The sequence below is a fragment of the Ignavibacteriota bacterium genome (genome assembly GCA_013285405.1).
Lineage (GTDB): Bacteria > Bacteroidota > Ignavibacteria > Ignavibacteriales > Ignavibacteriaceae > IGN2.
The window spans coordinates 428,511-444,403 of sequence record CP053446.1; the positions used below are offsets into that span (position 1 = coordinate 428,511).

General features: G+C 34.6%; 13 protein-coding genes. 4 read left to right on the plus strand and 9 right to left on the minus strand.

What is annotated here, in order from left to right; all coding sequences use genetic code 11:
• Positions 1–18 precede the first annotated feature (18 nt).
• The 3 genes from HND39_01935 to HND39_01945 form a co-directional block, all read right to left on the minus strand.
• Entirely contained in the window at positions 19–1,035 is a 1,017-nt protein-coding gene (locus HND39_01935; GenBank protein QKJ95122.1) for a guanosine monophosphate reductase, read from the minus strand.
• On the minus strand, positions 1,032–2,867 hold the full coding sequence (gene pepF / locus HND39_01940; GenBank protein QKJ95123.1) for an oligoendopeptidase F: 1,836 nt from the start codon (positions 2,865–2,867) through the stop codon (positions 1,032–1,034). The genes HND39_01935 and pepF overlap by 4 nt, the downstream gene beginning before the upstream one ends.
• A gap of 108 nt (positions 2,868–2,975) precedes the next feature.
• Entirely contained in the window at positions 2,976–3,398 is a 423-nt protein-coding gene (locus HND39_01945) for a hypothetical protein (GenBank protein QKJ95124.1), read from the minus strand.
• A gap of 228 nt (positions 3,399–3,626) precedes the next feature.
• Between HND39_01945 and HND39_01950 the strand changes: the two genes are divergently transcribed.
• Together HND39_01950 and lepB are read left to right on the plus strand one after the other, a co-directional pair.
• Complete coding sequence (locus HND39_01950; GenBank protein QKJ95125.1) at positions 3,627–4,901, plus strand: peptidoglycan DD-metalloendopeptidase family protein; 1,275 nt, start codon at positions 3,627–3,629, stop codon at positions 4,899–4,901.
• Positions 4,902–5,058: 157 nt separating this feature from the next.
• On the plus strand, positions 5,059–6,030 hold the full coding sequence (gene lepB, locus HND39_01955; protein ID QKJ95126.1) for a signal peptidase I: 972 nt from the start codon (positions 5,059–5,061) through the stop codon (positions 6,028–6,030).
• Positions 6,031–6,086: 56 nt separating this feature from the next.
• On the opposite strand, the gene HND39_01960 is transcribed toward lepB, so the two are convergent.
• Complete coding sequence (locus tag HND39_01960; GenBank protein ID QKJ95127.1) at positions 6,087–8,861, minus strand: TonB-dependent receptor; 2,775 nt, start codon at positions 8,859–8,861, stop codon at positions 6,087–6,089.
• A gap of 411 nt (positions 8,862–9,272) precedes the next feature.
• Between HND39_01960 and HND39_01965 the strand changes: the two genes are divergently transcribed.
• Both HND39_01965 and HND39_01970 read left to right on the plus strand, forming a co-directional pair.
• Positions 9,273–10,547: an insulinase family protein gene (locus HND39_01965; protein ID QKJ95128.1), complete on the plus strand. Its 1,275-nt coding sequence runs from the start codon at positions 9,273–9,275 to the stop codon at positions 10,545–10,547.
• Positions 10,537–11,904 (plus strand): insulinase family protein, encoded by a 1,368-nt coding sequence (locus tag HND39_01970; GenBank protein QKJ95129.1) that lies wholly within the window; start codon positions 10,537–10,539, stop codon positions 11,902–11,904. Before HND39_01965 ends, HND39_01970 begins: the two co-directional genes overlap by 11 nt.
• A 7-nt stretch (positions 11,905–11,911) precedes the next feature.
• Here HND39_01970 and HND39_01975 read toward each other — a convergent pair whose 3' ends face one another.
• From HND39_01975 to truA, 5 genes are all read right to left on the minus strand, one after another.
• On the minus strand, positions 11,912–12,913 hold the full coding sequence (locus HND39_01975) for a hypothetical protein (protein QKJ95130.1): 1,002 nt from the start codon (positions 12,911–12,913) through the stop codon (positions 11,912–11,914).
• Positions 12,914–12,930: 17 nt separating this feature from the next.
• The gene (locus HND39_01980) at positions 12,931–13,713 is read right to left on the minus strand and encodes an enoyl-CoA hydratase (protein ID QKJ95131.1); all 783 of its coding nucleotides are present in this window, start codon (positions 13,711–13,713) and stop codon (positions 12,931–12,933) included.
• Positions 13,714–13,722: 9 nt separating this feature from the next.
• Entirely contained in the window at positions 13,723–14,328 is a 606-nt protein-coding gene (locus tag HND39_01985; GenBank protein QKJ95132.1) for a hypothetical protein, read from the minus strand.
• 45 nt (positions 14,329–14,373) lie between these two features.
• Positions 14,374–14,841 carry a DUF2231 domain-containing protein gene (locus tag HND39_01990; protein QKJ95133.1) on the minus strand — a complete coding sequence of 156 codons (468 nt, stop codon included), beginning with the start codon at positions 14,839–14,841 and terminating at the stop codon, positions 14,374–14,376.
• Positions 14,842–15,150: 309 nt separating this feature from the next.
• Complete coding sequence (gene truA, locus HND39_01995) at positions 15,151–15,879, minus strand: tRNA pseudouridine(38-40) synthase TruA (protein ID QKJ95134.1); 729 nt, start codon at positions 15,877–15,879, stop codon at positions 15,151–15,153.
• Positions 15,880–15,893 lie beyond the last annotated feature (14 nt).

Below are 15,893 nucleotides of genomic sequence, written 5' to 3' on the forward strand. Positions count from 1 at the left end.
CAAATTTACAAAAAATAACTAAGGTTTTGGAAGGCGCTCCAAATATGAATAATTACTGAGCACAGCAAAAGTTTCTATTTTTCTCAGGTCATCAATAGTTCTACAATTCATGTAACTCATCGAACTTCTCAAACCATCCGAAATAGCATTAACAACATTTTGCACGGCACCTTTGTATGAAACCATCGTTTCCTCACCTTCAATAAATTCATTTTTCATTTTTACACCGAATGATGCTGAGCCGCGATATTTTTTCCAGAGTTGATCGTTGTAACGGATCACTTCACCCGGAGTTTCTCTTGTTCCGGCGAGCAGTCTGCCCAGCATTACTGCATCAGCTCCGAGTGCAATTGCTTTTGCGACATCACCGGCGCCCTTAATTCCGCCATCAGCAATGATCGCAATTTTTAACTTACTCTCTTTCCGAGTAAAAAGAACGTTGAGCAGCGACGAAACCTGCCCAATTCCAATTCCGGTTTGAATACTGGTTGAACAAACACTGCCGCTTCCAATTCCAACTCTCACTCCGTCTGCACCTGCATCTACAAGATGTTTTAGCGAAGAACCGTGCGCAATATTTCCAACAATAACTTTAATGCGGACATTTTTTTTAACCTGTTCAGTCTTCTTCAATACTTCTCGGTTGCTGGCGTTTGCAGTATCAATACAAACAACGCGTCTGCCTTCGGCAAGTTTTTTAACTACGTCGATGGGTGTATTAAGTGCTATCGATATTGCAGTAATTTTTCTGGTTCCATTATTATTTTTTAATAACTCATCGAGTGATGAATCAAAACGATTTACTATTCCCAGGCAGCCTAGATTATTAAGTTCTTTCGCCATCTCGATTCCTGTAACTGACTCCATCGGACTTGATACGATTGGAACAGAAAGCTTTAAACCTAAAAAATTGGAAGCAGTATCAACTTCTTTTCTTGATTTGATTCCTGATATCTCAGTCGGAATTAAACTAATATCATCGTAGGTTAATGATTGATGATAATTGTTCAAAGTTAGTTTGTTATATATTTTCATAATAAATCTTCCATTTCATTGAGAACCTGATTCATCCTGTCACTCACCGCCTGAACGGGTTCGTGAGAATTCATATCTACTCCGGCTTTAGTTAAAATATTAATAGGATAATCTGAACTTCCTGCTTTCAGGAAATCCAAATATTTATTCACTGCAGTTATACCTTCTGTCTTTACTTTTTTTGCGAGTACTTCTGAAGCTGCAAATCCGGTTGCATACTGATAAACATAAAAGTTGTAATAAAAATGCGGAATTCTTGCCCACGTAAACTGTTCTTCATCCGCTACATGCATATCCGGTCCCCAATATTTCTGATACATACTGCTGTACATTTCATTCAAAACATCTGCTGTTAAAGATTCCCCCATTTCTGTTTTCTTGTAAACAATCATTTCAAATTCAGCAAACATTACCTGACGGTAAAAAGTTGCTGTGAGATTATTTAAATATCTTTCAAGTAAAAATAATTTTTCATCTCTTGTTTCAGCAATTTCGAGCAGATGATCAAGTAATAATGATTCATTGAAAGTTGATGCAACTTCAGCAAGAAAAATTGAATAGTTGGCATAAGGATATGGCTGGGATTCACCTGTATAATATGAGTGCATATTATGTCCCATTTCGTGAGTGAGTGTAAACACATCATTTAAGAGATCGGTCCAGTTCAGTAAAACATAAGGATGAACTCCGAATGTTGTACCGGAAGAATAAGCACCACTTCTTTTTGATTTTGTTTCGAAAACATCTATCCATCTGTTACTAAATGCTTTATCTAATGAAGATAAGTAATCGTCACCCATTATTTGAAGCGAGTTACGAACAATATTTATTCCTTCACCATATTCATATTTTTTTTCATTTTCAGAATTAAAAATTGTTACATAAACATCATACGGTTTAAGTTTATCCAGCCCCAAAAGTTTTTTCTTTAATGAAGCCCAGCGGTACATTGGCTGCAAATTTTTATTGGCTGATTCTATAAGATTATGATAGACTGAAACCGGTATATTATTTCTATGCAACGCAGCTTCAAGTGCCGAATTAAAATTTCTTGCCCGCGCATTAAATATGTTAGTTTTTAAATTTCCATTAAACAGAACCGTGAATGTATTTATGAAATTCTTGTAAGATCCAAGATATGCTTTGAATACTCTTTCCCTGTAATCTCTGTTTTTCGAATACAATGCAGAGTAATATCTTCCGTGAGAAAGTTCTGTCAACTCACCCTGTTCATCAATCACCATTGGTAGTTTCAGGTCAGCATTAGTAAATATTGAAAATGCATTATAAGGAGTTTGAGATATCTCAGAACTCATCGCAAGAATTTTTTCTTCTGGATTTGACAGGGTATGTTTCTTCGAGCGAAGCAGATCATTTATAGAATGTTTATAGATTTTTAATTCTTCATTGGATTCAATCATTTCCAATAATTTTCTATCAGGAATTTGTAATAGTTCAGGACGAAGAAAGGCACTTTCAGCTCCAACTTTTGCATAAAGAGATTTTACACGCTCATCCATCGATTGATATTTACCAATACGCATATCACTATCTTTTGACAACATTGTGTATAACTGGAGCCTATCCAGAGTAATATTAATCTTTTCATCAAACTTAATGCAGCTTAGTAATGATTCGCTGTTTTCAGAAAGTTTCCCCTCAAACTTCTTATAATCTTCAAGCTGATTTGAGACCAAATTAAAACTCTTTTCCCACTCGTCATCACTTCCAAAAATATCAGTCAGGTCCCATTTATAATTCTGATTTACATTTTCCCTCTCCGGAATTGCTTTACTTTGTGCGACAATCTGGTAATATTTTCTTTCAGGCATAGTAATGAGTTTTTATTTCAAAGAATAAATAATTATTAAAAAGTAATTGTGAATTTTAATCAGAAGATAAGAAATTTTACCCTGACTTTTTTTTACTAAATATTTCTCTTAAAGAGTTTTTCTAAATTCAATTTGTATTTGTCCGGTAAATTCATTGGTTCTTATCTTAATTGTTGCTGGTACGTATCCATCAAGCAATTCAGTATAATAAGAAATTTCTCTATTAATGAAATAACTGAACTTTTCCATATCATGATTATCCTGAACAGCTACACTCGTATATCCAGATTCATATCCAATCAGTTTGATGCTGAATCTTGTTCTGATTGAATTAAGGTAGAGAGGAACTGACATATCCATTGTTAAATTTTCTGCGTTTAACAAAAACATGTAAGAATTATTTTCTCTTAACTGCACTGGTTCATTTATCTTTCCAATAAGATTGCCAGGTTCGATAATTTCTTCCCTGCATGAGATCATCAGTGTTGTAACGGAAAGAATGAAAACAATCCTTTTCAAATCTGCGTTCAATTTAATTTCTGACTATGGTGGTAATAATTTTGACATGATATTATATAATTGAAACTAAAATTGCAATTCCAGATTCCGGTTTATTTTGGAGTATGATACGATATCAATTTTAATTTTAGATGATGCAGTAGAGATTTCAGGAAATAAGATGGAAATCAACTAAATATTTTGCATTATTTTAAAATTAGCCCTAAGTTTGTTAAAAATATCATTCATAATTATCGATTAGTGAAATCAAGTAAATATATCAGGATATATATCCGATTTCTTTATCCTTTCATCGGAATTGCATTTGTTTTACTTCTTTTATCCGTCTGGATACAATGTTCCGATTCAGAATCCAAAATAGGATGTGAACCTTCGCATTCACCAAAAATAAACTCTTTCGGTTTTTATTCCGATTCGCTCGATCATGAAATACATTCAGTATCAAAGAACGAAACGCTTTCCGAAATTCTATTCGAGCTTGGAGTTCCTGCTGACGATATTAATCAAATCATTACTAAAGCTAAACCATTTCTGGATGTGAGAAAAATCGTTGCGGGAAATATATATCATGCATTTACTTATGACGACTCACTCAGTTCGTTAGTTTATTTTGTGTATGAAAAAAACCCACGACGTTTTGTTGTTTTTAATTTAAAAGATTCCGTCAAGGTATATGAAAGCGAAAAAGAAATTGAAATCAGAGAAAATAAAAAATCAGCAGTGATAGACCAATCACTCTGGGTATCATTGCTGAATGCTGATGCTTCACCGGAACTGGCTATAAAATTATCCCAGATTTTTGCGTGGCAAATTGACTTCTATCATTTACAGCAAGGGGATAACTTCAAAGTTATTTACGAAGAATTGTTTGTTGACGATAAGTTTTTTGCAATAGGAAAAATTATTGGAGCTTGCTTCAATTGTAACGGAAAAGATTTTTTCGCGGTTCCTTTTACACAGGATAGTGTGTTCCAATATTTTGATGAAAATGGTAATAGTTTAAGAAAAGCTTTTCTTAAAGCCCCGCTGGAGTTTGGCAGAATAAGTTCACGATACAGTAAAAGCAGACTGCATCCCATACATAAAACAAGACGACCTCATCTTGGTGTTGATTATGCTGCACCAGTCGGAACACCTGTAAGATCAACCGGAGATGGAATTGTTTCCGATGTTGGATACAACGGTGGTTCTGGTAGGTTTATAAAAATCAGACATAATTCTGTGTATTCCACAATGTATTTACATCTTTCTAAATACGCAAAGGGATTGAAGAAAGGTGTACAAGTAAAACAAGGTCAGGTCATAGGATATGTTGGAAGTACTGGCTTATCAACCGGTCCGCACCTTGATTACAGATTCTTTGTTAATGGAAATGCTGTTGATCCATTGAAAGTTGAAGTTCCTCCTTCTCATCCTGTTAAACCGGAATTAAAAGCACAATATGAAGTTCAAATGGATAGTGTGCTTAAAATGCTGGAAATAATAGAGTTTCCATCTGTTTCAAAGCCTGTTTGATTTCCAAATCATTGACCTATCCTGAAAAAAATTGATTCGAATAAAAAAAATTAACCTTCATCTTAATAGTAAACAGATTATATTTCACACCGTTTTTTTATAATTCTTTAATAATAAATTCTTCATTTACTAAATACACTTTTTTCGCGAATCAATAATGACTGAGAAAAATACTTCACCGGAAACAGAACCTAAAACAAAAAAATTTTTATTCTGGAAAAAGAAAGAAAGAAAGAAACCAGAAACATTTTCAGAAAAAATAATTGAGTTTTTCAGACAGCTATTCTGGGCAGCAGTTGCAGCTTTTTTCATAATCACTTTCATTATTCAAAACACCAGAATTCCGACCGGTTCTATGGAGGATACAATTCTCGTCGGAGATTTTGTGCTGGTTAATAAATTTATTTATGGCGCTTCGTCACCGAAGTATATTCCTTTTACAGAGATAGAACTACCTTTTTTCAGACTTCCTGCGTTTAAAGATCCAAAGGCGAAAGATATTGTTGTCTTTGAATTTCCCGGTGATCGTGACAAATTGTTTGCTGATGAAAGAGGAATAAATTATGTTAAGCGGTGCATTGGTGTACCCGGTGACACTATAGAAATAAAAGACAAAGTAGTATTCGTAAATGGAAAAGAATTCTGGAGACCACCGTTTATAAAATATTATAAAGGAAGATATGGTAAGTTTCTCAAACCGATTCCAAAGGGTATTGCTGAACCAAGAATATTTCCCAAAGGTATGCCATGGAACGAGGATAACTATGGACCTCTTTTTATCCCGCGAAAAGGATCTACAATTCCATTGAACAAATACAATGTTGAACAATGGAGAACAATTATTGATCGTGAATATGGTAAGCGTGTTGTTGATATGAAAAATGGCGCTGTTACAATTGAAGGAAACCCTGTTTCATCGTACACATTTAAAAAAGATTATTATTTTATGATGGGCGATAACAGAGACGATAGTCTTGACAGCAGATTTTGGGGATTAGTTCCAAGAGATATGGTTGTTGGTGAAGCGTTTATTACTCTTTTTTCGTGGGACAGAGATATTCCGTTTTCACAACTATTCAAACTTCTTAGTTCAATCAGAACAGACAGAATTTTATTACTACTTCATTAAAATAAAAAAGGCTGCCTTTTTGAGACAGCCTCTTTTTGATTCATAAAATCCAATATTTACAAACCAATTCTGAAGCCAGCATTGAAAGAGGTAGGTAATCCAAGAAATACCTCTGCAGAGCTCGCTGAGTGTGATTCATAATAATCACCACTAACCATATAGCCGTTAAATTGACTATTATCAGTTGCATCCTCAACATAAAGTTCGTTTAACATGTTAAACACATGCCCAAATACGCTAACATCCAAACCTGCAACTTGTCCGGGAATCCTATAAAGAAGATGTAAATCAACAAGACTATATGATGGAATTTGCCAAACTTGTTCTCTATCAGTTTCGTCATTCCTGCTGAATGGATCAAAGTCAGCGAAATACCTGTCATAGTATCTCCAAACGATCTGAGTTTGCAAACCTTCAGGAAAGAAGAGTGTAAAAGCAAGAGCTAATTGTGTTTGCGGTGCATCGCCCACTTTAAGATCTTTAATGTAGTAGTGATATTCAACGACTGAATTCGGATCAGAAAAATCGGGAATATATGAACCACTAACATCATTTGTATAAGTCCAGAATCCTTGACTAAACGCTGCATCAAATCTGAGATAATTTACCGGCTGATAAGCAGCTTCTAATTCGACGCCAGCATAGGTTGCATCAATTCCATCAAGTCTTACCAAGCCATCAGTTCCATCAGAATTTAAAACGTTCTCGCTCTGTGCGCGATCTGACCACAAAGTATAGTAGCCATTTAATTTGAGAGTAAGTTGATTCTGAAGAAGTCTTGAATTAACTCCAGCTTCAAATGAAATAAATTTTTCGTTCTTAGGATCTTCAATCATAGTACCATTAACATCATTAATTACCTGATCGAAAATTGGAACCTTTGAAACATAACCAGCATTAGCAAATACATCCCACTCATCTGTTACTCTGTAACTTGCACCACCTTTGAATTGATATCCGCCAATCATATCTGTTTCAAGTTTCAATTCGCCGGAAGATAGATCACCTGTAATTTGAGATTTGAAATGATCTGTATAATCATATTTGATAACTGAGTAACCTGCAGTTCCATACAGAGTATATTTTGGTTGTGTGTACTCTGCCTGAACATATCCACCAAGCCAGGACACTTTGTTTGTATTATTATAATCAATCCTGTCACCTAAATCTTTATAATAGTCGGTTCCACTTTCAAATACATTACCAGTCCAGTAATAATAGTCATTACCTAACAAGTCCCTTATTTCACGAAAATGTTCAATCTCAGCCATTCTGCCATCAACACCAAAAGACATCGTTAAATTTTCTGAGCTCTTCCAGAATGCTTTTGCGATACCACCAAATGTCCATTGCTTATTTACGCTATTCCTGAGAATTCCACCTCTATTAGGATTACCGCTTATATTATTTGATACGATATATTGCGTTGGACCATTTCCAAAATCAATTGTATCAATATGTGTTAAGTTTCTGGCAATTGTCGCATCCCAATCAACAACACGCTGTAACAGAGATGTGTTATAAACCATACTTCCGAATGTACCTGACCCTCCGCCTAATCCACCAGAATAGTAGAAAGTTGTGTACAAACTCCAGTCCTTAGCCAATTGTGAGTACCAGTTGAGGTTAACCAATGGTTTGTGATAGTAATTGACGTTTTCATTGATTGCATCCGGCTGATATCGTTGATTGACATCATTATTCCAGTAAGATCTTTGCCACTGCAAACCATCATAAGAAGTACTTACACCAGCCCAGTTTGAGTTATATAACAAACCCTGCTCTCTAAATTTTTTATCGTTTAAAGCAGCATCAGGATATCCTAAATCTTGTGCAAGTTCATGACTGAATGTTGCGATGTTAAGTCTCCATCTGCGTTGACCATGTTGTTGTGGTGCACCCATAGCATAAAGCTCTATTCTGTTATTATCATTTATCTGATACGCAGCACCTAAATAATATGCCCAGGCATCTGTCCATGTTTTATCTGCATAACCATTTCCAACTTTTCGAACGCCACCAATACTCAGAGCAAATTTATTATCCACCATCCCGGTATTAGCATACAGTGTATTTTTACTGAAGCTAGACGTTCCAATTTCATTTTGATAGATAACTCCAGCTTTTTGTTGTGTGGGATCAGTAATGATATTTACTGTACCACCAATAGATGGAGTAGCAAGATTTGTTGCGCTTAATCCTCTCTGAATCTGAATTGAAGAAGTAACATCTCCTAAACCATCCCAGTTTGACCAATATACCCAACCATTTTCCATATCGTTGATAGGAATACCATTAATCATAATAGCAACATTTCTCTGTGTAAATCCACGAACGTTCACTCTTGCATCTCCGGCACCACCGCCATTATTGGTTGCAAAAACTGAGGGAGTGCTATTCCAAACAAGAGGAATATCTCTTGAGCCAAGATTAAATTGAATCTGCTTTTTATCAATATCTGTAAAAGCAACAGGTGTTTCTCTGTCTTTAGCTCTGTCAGAAATAACAGTCACGTTTAGGGTAAACTGATAATCCTTGAGACTAAAGTTCATTGTCATATCTCCAATCAGGTTAATTTCCTGTTCAACCTTTTCATAGCCAATGAAACTGCAGGTAATAGTATATTTACCAGATGGAGCAACAATGGAATAATTCCCATCCGCATTTGATGCAGCACCCAGAGTTGTTCCCTTTAAAAAAATATTTGCCCCGATTAACACTTCCCCGTTCATACCATCTGTAACTTTACCACTGATTGTATAAGACTGTGAAAAAGCCAAAGATGAGAACAAGAGAAATACTGACATCATGAAAGTAATGAATTTAATCATACATCCTCTCCTTTATTAATTTGTGATAGTAATTTAGAGTTAGTTATGAAATGAATTTTTAACAAAGATTAAACCTCAACATTTTCTTCCCACCCTGGATGAAAAAGTTTTAATTTACTACAACAAATATTTGGTATATTCAGGACGAATTCAAGTTTTTTCTCTAAATTAATATTAAGAGATTTCTGAAAAATTCTTCTCTTCAGGTTGAATTATTGAAATATCTCTTTTTTAGAACGAATTGGAATTCTTTTTCACGAATCTGTAAGTGACCAGAATAACAAAGCACCAGTAATCGATAGGTTTCATTCACTCGCTCAATTACATTAATGGTTTTGTACTTTGTTATCGCAGCCTTTAACGGATGCAAAGTGAATAAAATTTATATATATGATTGGATAAAAATCAACAATGGATCTTCTTAACATTCCCTACAAAAAATATAAGCTTGCGAATGGATTAGAAATAATTCTTTATGCAAATAACTCTCTTCCCTTTACAGCAGTCAATTTATGGTACAGAGCAGGTTCTGCAAACGAAATAGCTGGCAAAACAGGATTAGCTCATCTCTTTGAGCATATGATGTTCCAGGGTTCAAAAAACGTTGCAAAAGAAATGCACTTCAAATATATCCAGGAAGCTGGCGGCAGCTTGAATGCATCAACCAGTTTTGACAGAACCAATTATTTCGAAAAACTTCCTGCGAACGAATTAGAGCTTGCACTTTGGCTTGAGTCAGACAGAATGGGTTATTTTCTTGATGCTCTTGACCAAACAAAATTGGAGAATCAAAAAAGTGTAGTGTTGAATGAACGTTTAGAAAGATATGACAATCAACCGTATGGTTTAGCATGGGAAAAACTTATTTCAAATATTTATTCTGATGAACATCCGTACAACTGGCCAACTATTGGATTTACCGCTGATATAAAAGGATATACGCTTGACGATGTTAGAGACTTTTTTATAAAGTATTATTCTCCTTCTAACGCAACGATGGTTATTGCCGGAAATATGAACGTTCAAAAAACTATCTCATGGATAGAAAAATATTTTTCAGATATCCGGGCTGATGGAAATCCGGTAATTCCGGAGTCAATTTCATCGAAGAGGAGTCAGGAAAAAATTATTGTTTACGAAGACAAAGTAAATCTTGAAAGAATTTATCTTGCCTGGAATTCAGTAAATGCTTTCGAAACTGATGATGCAAATCTGGATTTACTATCGGATATTCTGACTGGCTCAAAAAATGCCAGGCTTACGCGCAAACTTCTATATGAGTTGGAAATAGTTCAGGATGTTAATTCCATGCAGTTTTCAGGAAAATACGGTGGTCATTTTATGATTGTAGCAACTGCAAAGCCAGGAAAATCTCTTGATGATATCAAAAAAATTATTTTTGATGAAATAGATTTTATTTCAAATGCAACAATCAATGAACGCGAATTAACAAGATCAAAAAACGTCATCACTTCGAATTTCATTTATTCACTGCAGAACATTGACACCGTTGCAGATTTATTAAACCTTTATAACTTTTATCTCGGTGAACCAAATTCATTCAATTTTGATTTGAACAGATATATCAATACTGAATCACAGGACGTAACGAACGCTGCTGCTAAATATTTAAAAAATAATTTTACAGAACTTCGCATAATCCCGGGGAATAAAAATGCAAATTGACAGAAGTAAAAGACCAGCAAGCTCGGCTAATATTGATTTCAAGCTCCCGAAGATTAACTCTCAAAGATTAAATAATGGACTGGATATTTATTTCGTTGAGAAAAATGAATTGCCGATTATCCGGTTAAGTTTAATTATTAATTGCGGCAGCAGATATGACCCCGTACATCTGAATGGATTAAATAATCTTTTAGCAATGTGTATTGATGAAGGTGCCGGAGAGTTGAATTCACTTCAGCTTGCCGATGAATTTGAAATGCTTGGTGCACATTTTTCTGTTTCCACTGATCCGGATATTATGTTATTGTCACTGCAAACATTAACAGAAAATTTTAATAAAGCACTGAACCTTTTCGCTTGTGTTGTGACCAAACCTCATCTGAATGAAATTGATTTTAAACGAGAACAGGATAAAGTGTTTGTCAGGCTCCGGCAATTAAATGCTGAACCAGATTACTTAGCCGAAACAGCTTTTGAATATTTTCTTTTCGGCAATTCTTCGCCGTATTCACTTCCTACACTCGGAACAGATAAAACAATAAATAAAATTACTATTGATTCTATCCAGCGCAGCTACTCGAAAAGTTTTTCTCCGTTAAATTCCAAACTTGTGGTGGCAGGAAATATTGATAAACTGAATCTGGATTCTGAAATCGGGTCAGCGTTAGGAAACTGGTATTCTAAACATACGACGGATCAGCAAGTACTTGAATTTAAGAATCCAGGTAAAAAAGTTTTAATAGTTGATAAAGAAGGCGCGGTTCAAACAGAAATTCGTACGGGTCATTTAACTTCTAAAAGGAATCAGGAAGATTTTTTTCAGAAACAAATACTCAACCTTACTCTCGGTGGTCAGTTTTCCAGCAGGTTAAACCTGAATCTCAGAGAGAAAAACGGATATACGTACGGTATTCATTCAAGATTTAATTATTGGAAAGATGCTGGTTACTTTGCTGTTTCAACGTCTGTTGATACTGAATTGACTTTTCAGGCGCTTAAAGAAATATTTTCTGAAGTTGATAAAATCAAAGATGGAATTACGCAAGATGAGCTGACTTTTGCCAAATCATCATTAATAAAACGATTCCCTTCTAACTTCGAAACTTATACTCAAATCTCCGGGAATATTATCAGAAAAATTATTCACAATCTGCCGGATGATTACTTTGAAAATTATACTGATAATATTGAATCGGTAACTCAGGATGAAGTAAACAAAATCGGATCAAGTTCTATTGATGCTGATAAATTAGTAACTGTTTTAGTTGGTGACTCAAAAAATATTCTCGCACAAATTAATGAAGATAAATTTGGCGAGATTAAAGTAGTAGAGTTTGATAAAATATTCGGAGAATGACCGCGGCTTAATTTTGCAGAATCAGACTACTTGCAATAAAACGATATCCAAGTTTTTTGAATTTTTTTATTTCCGCTTCTATTGAGAAAAATGTTTCTTCATTCATCAGGAAAATCTTGGAACCACCGGGATCAATCATACCGATCTGATTGATAAAATCATTGCGTAAATTTTCATCATTATCGAGCTTCACAAAATCAGAAGTAGTAAACAATTTAATTTTTCTTTTAGATAACTCTCTTTCAAATATTTCAAAGTTCACAGATTTATAGAATGCTGAATTATCATCGACAATAAAACAAACCGCCTGTTGATAATCTGTGACTAAAGTTTTTATCACTGTTACTATTCTGACTTCTGAATAACCCGGATCGAGCTTATACTTTTGTTCGCTGATATTATCATCAACTAAAACTGAAAATTGCTGACCATATTTTTGGATGATCTCCTGCTCTTTCAGATTACTGCTGCCGGGCAGCAAAAGAAAATTAATTTTTTCTGTTGACTCCAATAATCGAAGCGCTGAAGGATTATCCGGATGAACATCTCTGATAACGAAAGAAACATAGCCTTTATTACGATGATATGTCTTTGAATAATCGAATTCACAATTGAGGAAAACATTGTCACCATTTTTGAAGGCAACAAATGTTTTCCCGCCTTTGATTTTCTCGGTTGAAATTATTTTCAGGCTATCCTTTTTGAATGTCTGAAAAACTTCAGCTAATATTTCCGGAATGCTCAAATCTACCGGCACCTGAACTTTGTAACTCGATATTTCGGTTCCGGAAGAATTATCTTTAATTCTTTTTTCTTTTATTAATTTTTGATCTATTCCGAAATCATCAAGAATGTTATTAAACTTATCACGGATCTCAGCTTCATTTAACAGGGTTTCATGATCGGAAAAACTAATTTTGTCCTTCAAAAGAATTTTCGCAGCAACCAATACTATTGCTAAAGAAAGTAATACAATTAAAAGTTTCCTTCTGAAATTAAACGAAGTCATTTTAATAAAGAGATTGATCAGCGGTTCTTGAATTCAGGTTTTCTTTTTTGAAGAAAAGCTGAAGTTCCTTCTTTAAAATCTTCGGTGCCGCACGTCAAAGCAAATAAACTTGCCTCATAACTCAAACCTTCAGTCAAAGACATATTATCTGTGGCTTTAACTGCTTTTAGTGCAAAACGGATTGCATGCTGACCTTTTGAAGAAATTTTATCGGCTAATTCCAAAGTTTTAGTCAACAATTCATTCTGCGGATACACCTTGTTAACCAAACCAATTCTAAAAGCTTCCTCAGCAGTTATCATATCTCCGGTCAAAATCATTTCGAGAGATCTTGCAGAATTAATTACTCTTGCAAGTCTTTGAGTTCCACCGTAACCTGGAATGATACCAAGATTAACTTCCGGCTGACCAAATTTTGCATTCTCACTCGCAATTCGGATATGACAGGCTAAAGCTAATTCACATCCGCCGCCAAGTGCAAAACCATTTACTGCTGCAATCACAGGCTTATCTGATGTTTCAATTGCTCTGAAAACATTGTTACCTTTTTCAGAAAACTCTTTGGCTGAAATAACATCCAGCTTATTCAACTCACTAATATCAGCTCCTGCAACAAAGGCCTTTTCACCGCTTCCGGTGAAAACAACTACATAGACTTCAGGATTATTTTTGATTGAATTAAATACATCAGCGATTTCAATCATAGTTTGATTATTTAGTGCATTAAGTTTATCCGGTCGATTGATAGTAATTACTCCGGTGTGATTTTTAATTTCAAATAATAAGTTTTGATAGTTCATTTTGTCACCTTAAAAATTAACAAATAAAGGAAGTCTTACATTCAGATTGAAAGAAAAGTATTGGTTCGAATCAAAATAATTATAGTTAGCCATGATCTCCATCATAAACATTGAAAGTCCGGCACCGATTGTTCCGCCGAATTTCCAGGTATCTTCAGTAAAATTTGTTTTACCAGCATCTGCTTTGAATTCGTTCAACACGTGGAAATAACTATACGAAACTGAACCTTCAACGATTGGCATTAACAGAACAATGCTTTCAACCATCGGGCTAAAATAGTACCGCAAACCAAATGAAATCGGTAATATTGTAGTCGAATAATTTGAAAAATCTGTTTCTTTGTAAAAATCCTGTGAGCCTGGAAATTGTTCATAACCGAGCCGCAGGAAAATAAAAAATGGTAAATGATCACTATCGGAATATGATGCTTCCAGATTTAAACCATATCCCAGATCGGTTGAGTTTGAAAAATCAGCAACGGGAACTCTTGCACCAACGCCAACAGCTACGAAAACCCCAACTGCTTTACTTGCAGGTGGTTTCTCTGCATGCAGACTTGTTTGAATCAACAGGAAACTCAATAATATGAACATTGAAAAATTTCTTTTCTTCATGACGCAAACTTAATTAATTTTTCAGGTAATTGAACATTAAGAAAATCATTTTGTTTCATTTTGCCGGATTACATCTGTACCAATTCCAAATTTTTTCACAAGATCGCCGCCATAATTTCCGGTGTTAAAAACAAGAAAGATTAATACAAGTGCTAAAAAAATGAAGAGATACTTTATGGGACCAAACATCTTTTTCTTTAAGACAATGAATATTCTTAAAACACAAATGAAAACAGCAAACCACAGTGTGTAAGTTGCGTATGACTGATGATCATTTAACAATGTACTGCTCTCGTTATTCCACAAAGTAAAATCTGTTGCAGCCTGATTACCGGTTAACACCGCGAAGAATGAAGTTACAACACCAATGCACAGAATTAACAAAGCTGATTTGGAAAGAAATTCTTTATTTAAAATTATTCCGGAAATTTCCAGAACAGCATAAGTTGTAAACAAAGCAATCGGAAAGTGAACGACTTTAGTATGAATGTCAGCAAGTAAGTTTGTTTCCATTTGAGTTTTTCCAGAGTAATTCAATGATTAGCTGCTAAGCACTAAATCAACTTTACAATTAATATATTGATACTTCTGAATTATTATGAATGTGTTATTCTGAATCCGGCAACTGCCGGATTTTTTAATTTAAAAATCAGATATTTCACTCCTGCCTTGCCGGCAGGCAGGTCATTCAATATGACAAATTAGAATTTTTCAGAAGTCTCATATTTTCATTGAAAATATTTTTGCACATACATAAAACATTTCAATGGATCCATCTGCTATAAGCTCATTTTTATTTATCAGAAATTTCATGATTGGAAGTTAGTACTTAACTTTGTATAAAAATAATCCTTTAGCAGGAGCAGCATCAGCAGCAAAACTTCTGTCTTTCTGATCAAAAATATTTTTGAGCATGTCTGTGGCATTTTCCTGAGTGTATGTTTTAATCAATGTACCAACAATTGTGCGAACCATCCCGTATAAAAACCTGTTCGCTTCGATATAAAAAATTAACAAGTTTTTTTGTTTTCTCCATCTGGCTTCAAACACTTCACAAACTTTATTTTGAACATCAGGATTATTTTTACTGAACGATGTAAAATCTTTTTCTCCGATAAATGTCAAAGATAATTTATTAAGTTTTTCCATATCCATTTCTGAAAAATGAGTGTATGAATACCTGTCAAAGAATGGTGACTTACGCTCTGATATCAGATAAATATATGCTCTTTTTTTTGCACTGTACCTTGAGTGAAAAATATCATCCACTTGTTCAATAATGGTTATCGAAATATCTCTTGGTAAAACAGAGTTTAAAGAATATTGAAACTTCTGCATATCCAGTTCTTTATAATACATGAAATTAGCAACCTGACCCAGGGCATGCACTCCTGCATCAGTTCTACCGGCTCCAATAAGATTTATTTCCTGTTGTAATATTTGCTTAACCGAATTGCTAATTACTTCCTGCACAGTTAGCGCGTTTTCCTGAATTTGCCATCCGGCATACTCAGTTCCATCGTATTGAATAGTCATCTTATAATTAAACATTGGCACAAAATTAG

Coding starts and splice junctions, on each gene's coding strand:
- HND39_01985 (QKJ95132.1), bottom strand. CDS start 14,328: ATGAAGAAAAGAAATTTTTCAATGTTCATATTATTGAGTTTCCTGTTG.
- pepF (QKJ95123.1), bottom strand. CDS start 2,867: ATGCCTGAAAGAAAATATTACCAGATTGTCGCACAAAGTAAAGCAATT.
- HND39_01990 (QKJ95133.1), bottom strand. CDS start 14,841: ATGGAAACAAACTTACTTGCTGACATTCATACTAAAGTCGTTCACTTT.
- HND39_01975 (QKJ95130.1), bottom strand. CDS start 12,913: ATGACTTCGTTTAATTTCAGAAGGAAACTTTTAATTGTATTACTTTCT.
- HND39_01970 (QKJ95129.1), top strand. CDS start 10,537: ATGCAAATTGACAGAAGTAAAAGACCAGCAAGCTCGGCTAATATTGAT.
- HND39_01980 (QKJ95131.1), bottom strand. CDS start 13,713: ATGAACTATCAAAACTTATTATTTGAAATTAAAAATCACACCGGAGTA.
- truA (QKJ95134.1), bottom strand. CDS start 15,879: ATGTTTAATTATAAGATGACTATTCAATACGATGGAACTGAGTATGCC.
- HND39_01935 (QKJ95122.1), bottom strand. CDS start 1,035: ATGAAAATATATAACAAACTAACTTTGAACAATTATCATCAATCATTA.
- HND39_01960 (QKJ95127.1), bottom strand. CDS start 8,861: ATGATTAAATTCATTACTTTCATGATGTCAGTATTTCTCTTGTTCTCA.
- lepB (QKJ95126.1), top strand. CDS start 5,059: ATGACTGAGAAAAATACTTCACCGGAAACAGAACCTAAAACAAAAAAA.
- HND39_01965 (QKJ95128.1), top strand. CDS start 9,273: ATGGATCTTCTTAACATTCCCTACAAAAAATATAAGCTTGCGAATGGA.